This is a genomic window from Synechocystis sp. LEGE 06083, assembly GCF_015207725.1.
In the GTDB taxonomy this organism is placed as follows: Bacteria; Cyanobacteriota; Cyanobacteriia; order Cyanobacteriales; family Microcystaceae; genus Synechocystis; species Synechocystis salina.
The window spans coordinates 1-4,737 of record NZ_JADEWJ010000284.1 but is presented as its reverse complement, the minus strand read 5'-3'; the positions used below and the strand labels follow the sequence as shown (position 1 = coordinate 4,737).

Below are 4,737 nucleotides of genomic sequence, written 5' to 3'. Positions count from 1 at the left end.
AAAGAATAATCGAATCGGTAATGGTGGAAATATGGGCATCGGTGATGGAAGCTCCCCCTAATAAATTGGGGGTAGTAGAAGTGAATAAACCGCCAATTTCCTGTTGCTTAATAAAGGAAGTTAGGCCGATGATAAATTCGCGAAAACTTTTCAGGGTGGAAACCCGTTCTAGGGCGGAAAGACTATCCACCGCCACCCGATTGGGCTTAAATTCTTGGATAATATCCTTCATCATGATCAGATGATTTTCCAAGTTGGTGGTTTCTGGATAACGACAAACCACTTTTAGTTTGCCTTCCTTTTCCATTTGTTTGAAATCCACTCCCCAGCCGGTGGCGTTACGAATTAACTGCTCTCGACTTTCCTCAAAGGCAAAGACTAAACAGCGTTCTCCATTGGCCACCCCTCCGTCCATAAACTCAGTCACCATCAGTGTTTTACCAGTGCCCGTAGCGCCGGAAACCAGAATAATGGAATCCCGGAAAAAGCCACTGCCGCACATGCGGTCTAATTCTTCACTACCGGAGGTGATGCGGATGTCGGAGGATTTTTGCTCGAGCTCGATCGCCGACAGGGGAATGATAACAATGCCCTTTTTGTTGATGATGGTGAAGGGAAATTCGCCCTTTTGGTGGTCGGTGCCACGGTATTTGAGAATTTCAATGGTGCGACGGCGTTTTTCATCGGCTAGAACGTTGCGGACAATAACCACGTTATCGGCCACAAATTCTTCCACCCCGTAGCGACTAATTTCACCGTATTCCTCCACCCGTTCTGCGGTCATAATGGCGGTGACTTCCAACTCCCGTAGGGCAGAGGCCAGGCGAAACAGGTCACTCCGTACCTGGGCACTGTCAGTGAGGTGGCTAAAAATTGCCCCCAAGGAGTCGAGGGAAATGCGGCTGGCTTTATATTTGCGGACAGCGTGTTCAATGCGGGCTATCAAGGCCCCTAGGTCATATTCGCCGCTGACAATGGGGCGATCGCCTGGTTGGGGAGAAGCATCGACAAAAACCCACTTACCTTCATTTTCCCATTGCTGAATATCCCAACCAAAACCCCGCATATTTTTTCGTAGGGCCCTGGGAGGTTCCTCAAAAGTGACAAAAACACCATTTTCCCCACGGTGTATACCTTCCACCAAAAATTGACAGGCAAAAATAGTTTTAGAACTGCCCGCTGTCCCGGCAATTAAGGTGGCGCGGCCGAGGGGGAGACCGCCATCGGAAAGAAAATCAAAGCCTGGAATACCCGTCTCCAACTTCTCAATGCCATCTATCCCTTGCTCTAACATCCGTTCACCGCCACTTATTCGTATTCGGAACCAACGGGAATTATACCAGTGTTGACAATGCCACCGATACCACCGATCTCAGCCGGGGGGCAATGATAGAATTTGCACAAGTTAATGGAAAGTGTTTATGATTCCGGCTTGGCTGTGGATTGGGTTGATCGCTTTTGCCCTGGCCTTTGTGTGTAACCGTCTATCCCCCAGGGATTTGCGCTGGTTCAATCGCCTACGTCGCCCCCCTTGGCTAACCTTCGAGTGGGTCATTCCCTTCATTTGGATTGCTATTTTCATTGCGGGAGCGGTCTCCGCTACCCTGGCCTGGAATGCAACGATGGACCCTGGGCACCGCTGGGGACTGATGGTCGGCTATCTTTTGCTGGAGTTGACCATCATGGCCTATACCCCCGTCATGTGCAAGCTTCGCAGTTTGCGGGTGGGCAGTATTATCGGTGCTACGGGTTTCTTTGTCGGTCTGGCCCTGGCGATCGCCGTTAGCCAAGTTTCCACCACTGCTTTTGGTTTTTTGGTACCATTTTTAATCTGGAGTCCCATTGGCACCTATGTTACCTGGGCCATGATCCCCCTCAACCCAGGGGAAATTTAGCGACTAGGGCGTGAAAAAGTTTATAGCAAAAGGCCTGGGGAAAATGAGGTTGGTTTGTTGATGTTGTCCCTCCGAGAGGATTTCATCGGATTCATAGGATATTGAGACGGGCATTAATCGCCCTCAACACCAAAAATTCCCAGACAAAAAGAGAATGGCCTAGGTTTTGATCTTCCACCGCCTGGATCTGGTTTTTGATGGCTTGCAAATCGAAAGGTTTAGCTTTGATGCCGGTGTAAAGGCCAATGCCCACAGGCACGTAACGGGAGGCGGTATAAATGCCAGATTTGGCAACGGTTTGTTGAACTTCCGCCGGACTAGACCGGTAAACTTGCACGACGACTTCGTCAATGATGCCCTGTCTGACCCAACCGAGCCAATCTTGGTTGTACTCGTTACGGGAAAATTGGTAGGGATTAGGGGAAAGACTTAGTGCCAATTCAGGATTTTTAGCTTTGATGCGTTCATGAACTTTAGCGGTGAGGGCAGTTAAATCCCGCTGGCGATCGCCAAATTGCCGGGGCACAGCCCAATGGTCATCTAGTTGAATACCGGCTAGGGATTGCTCTTGGAGAATGTCGTCAATGTGACCGAGGATGTAGGCCTGCACTCCGGGGTGGGCGGGGTCTAACCAGACCATGGGAATGCCATGATTTTCAATCACCTGCTCACCGTTGGCCATGGTCAATAGCCAATCTGGATTATTTTTAGCAACGGGATCGTATTGGGGCAACATTAGGCCATATTCAAACCAAGCGTAGGGTTTGACGCCCTGGCGGCGGGATTCCCTGGCCATGGAAGCCATGGGATTGATCAAAGGCAGTTTGGGAATTAGTTCCCCCCGTTGTTTTGTGGCATAAAGTTGGCCCCGCAAACCGTAAACACTGAAATAAACCCGGTCATAGCCCGATTTACTGATATGGTGCAGGGTTTCATCCAATAGGGTGGTGTAGGTTAATGCCATGGTGCCCACATCGGTAAGCCAGACCCCCCGCATATGTTTGGGCGAGTTAGCCGTACGGGACGGAGCCCGGTGGCAAGCCCCTAACATGAAGATAATGCCCACCAACAGGGCCGGCCACTTGGCAAATTTGAGTAATTTTTTCATCTAGGCGATCGCCATTGGGACAACTAAATTAATTAAGAACGGGAAGGGGCATGTAAAGCCGTGGGTAACTTGCGTAAATCCCCTGTGCCTTCCAATTCCTGCACGAATAAATAAAACAGCCGCCGTTCCTTTTCCTGTTCCTCCAACAAAGCCTGCCGTTGGGCATCGTAGGTAAGCTCTGGTATCTCTAGCTCTGCCGCCGGTTCTGGGGCTGGGGGAAGCATTTCAGGTGCATCATCAGGTCCAGGGGGAATTTCGGGAACTCGATTGACAATGGAGCAAATTTGACATCCTCCTCTGCCTAAAGCCAGAGGATTCCTGCTTCATCGGGTTTGTCTAGCTTAAAAACATCTCTGTTCAAAAGCCCCGTCCAGATTCCCCTCCACAGGCATCTTTTTTAACGTCCACGATGTGCCCCACCGCAGACCGAACAAATCTTTAGTTTATCTTTTCCCATTCCTAGACTATGACGCCCCTGTGTCCAGGTATTTCCTTTTGGTCATGCATTCTAGATGGCGGGAATAGCCAACCTTGCCTCTCTTTGCACACTTGGGTGCATGGGTCCTTTTAGTTTAACAAAAAGCCGTCCTAAAGGACGGGGTTTTAGACCCAGTTTTTTGATAAATTCAGCCATTAAAGGCCTTGTTGTCTTGTTATATCGCCCCGGTGGAAATTGCCTTTACCACCCAGTCAAACGGTAGCGTGGAGCAGATGAAGTAAATTTCCTGTAATTCACTTCTGCTCAATACCTCAAATATTCAGCCCCATGGTGAATAGCTCAAGCAAACTAAATATAAGTTCTTGAATACTGCATTCCAGGTCGGTTCTAAGTCGATGAAATTAGTAAAACTCTCTTAATTTCGACCTCGAATTAAATCTCGAATAGTCAGCTTTTGTTCAGCGGTGTTACCAGAAAAAGTTCTTTCTGCCACCAGCTCAATTTCTACCCCTGTACCGGGCTCCAAATCCTTAGGGGGAATTGGTAACTGGCCAATATCAATGGTGAACTGATTGCCATTAACTGTGACCAAGTTATCTTCAATTTCACCTTCATAGCGCAGGGTATAGGTGGAGGGGGGACGAAACCGGGGATCTTCATTGGTCACTCGATACCTGAGCCTAAACTTGGTGGCCATCAAATTGGACTGATTAGCTTCATCCACCAGAGAGAGCTGTAAATTATTGCCACTACCGGATAATGTTAAACGTCCTAAACTGGTGGCATCCCCTTCCCACATGGCATTGTAAACCACAAATTCTGTGACATTATTTCTCTGCTGTGTGGTCCCTTCTAGCCAGAGATTGCCTGGTAACTCCGGAGCAATTTGGTTATCTTCAGTCAGGGTTAAACTAACATTGGTGTTAGCAAAACGCTCAAAAGGTTGGGGCGCATTCCACACCACCAAAAAAGACCTTTCTATGCGGTCTAATAGGATTAAATATTCGTCGGCAATGACGGAGCCTGGAGCTAATAGCTGGGCCGCCCCTGGGCGGGTTTCCCAAATATTTTTAGATAGATTAAAGCCCTGATTTTTTAACACATCTAAGCTCACCGTGGTCCCGGGTCGATCCGGCTCTAAGGGCCGGTCTAGATTCAACACCGTCAACCGTCCAGTTAAACCGTCCTGCCCCGCAATACCCGATCGCCCGTCTCGGCCATTCAGACCATTAAAACAACGGAATTCCTCGGTGGAACAACGGTAGCCACTGTCCCCCGGACGACCGGAACAAGTT

Annotated in this window: 4 protein-coding genes and 1 pseudogene; 1 reads left to right on the top strand and 4 read right to left on the bottom strand. The window is 49.0% G+C overall.

Going from position 1 to position 4,737, the window contains the following annotated elements:
• A partial coding sequence (gene kaiC / locus IQ219_RS16850; RefSeq protein ID WP_194073370.1) for a circadian clock protein KaiC occupies window positions 1-1,294 on the bottom strand: 1,294 nt, incomplete at its 3' end.
• Window positions 1,295-1,415: 121 nt separating this feature from the next.
• Between kaiC and IQ219_RS16845 the strand changes: the two genes are divergently transcribed.
• Window positions 1,416-1,895, top strand: a complete 480-nt coding sequence (locus tag IQ219_RS16845; protein WP_338116532.1) for a TspO/MBR family protein — start codon at window positions 1,416-1,418, stop codon at window positions 1,893-1,895.
• A 91-nt stretch (window positions 1,896-1,986) separates the two neighbouring features.
• Here the strand turns inward: IQ219_RS16845 and IQ219_RS16840 are convergent, their stop codons facing one another.
• The 3 genes and pseudogenes from IQ219_RS16840 to IQ219_RS16830 form a co-directional block, all read right to left on the bottom strand.
• Window positions 1,987-3,003: a glycoside hydrolase family 10 protein gene (locus IQ219_RS16840; protein ID WP_194073369.1), complete on the bottom strand. Its 1,017-nt coding sequence runs from the start codon at window positions 3,001-3,003 to the stop codon at window positions 1,987-1,989.
• 32 nt (window positions 3,004-3,035) lie between these two features.
• Window positions 3,036-3,227 (bottom strand): hypothetical protein, encoded by a 192-nt coding sequence (locus IQ219_RS16835; RefSeq protein ID WP_194073368.1) that lies wholly within the window; start codon window positions 3,225-3,227, stop codon window positions 3,036-3,038.
• A 630-nt stretch (window positions 3,228-3,857) separates the two neighbouring features.
• A pseudogene (locus IQ219_RS16830) lies at window positions 3,858-4,737 on the bottom strand (collagen-like protein); the annotation flags it as partial.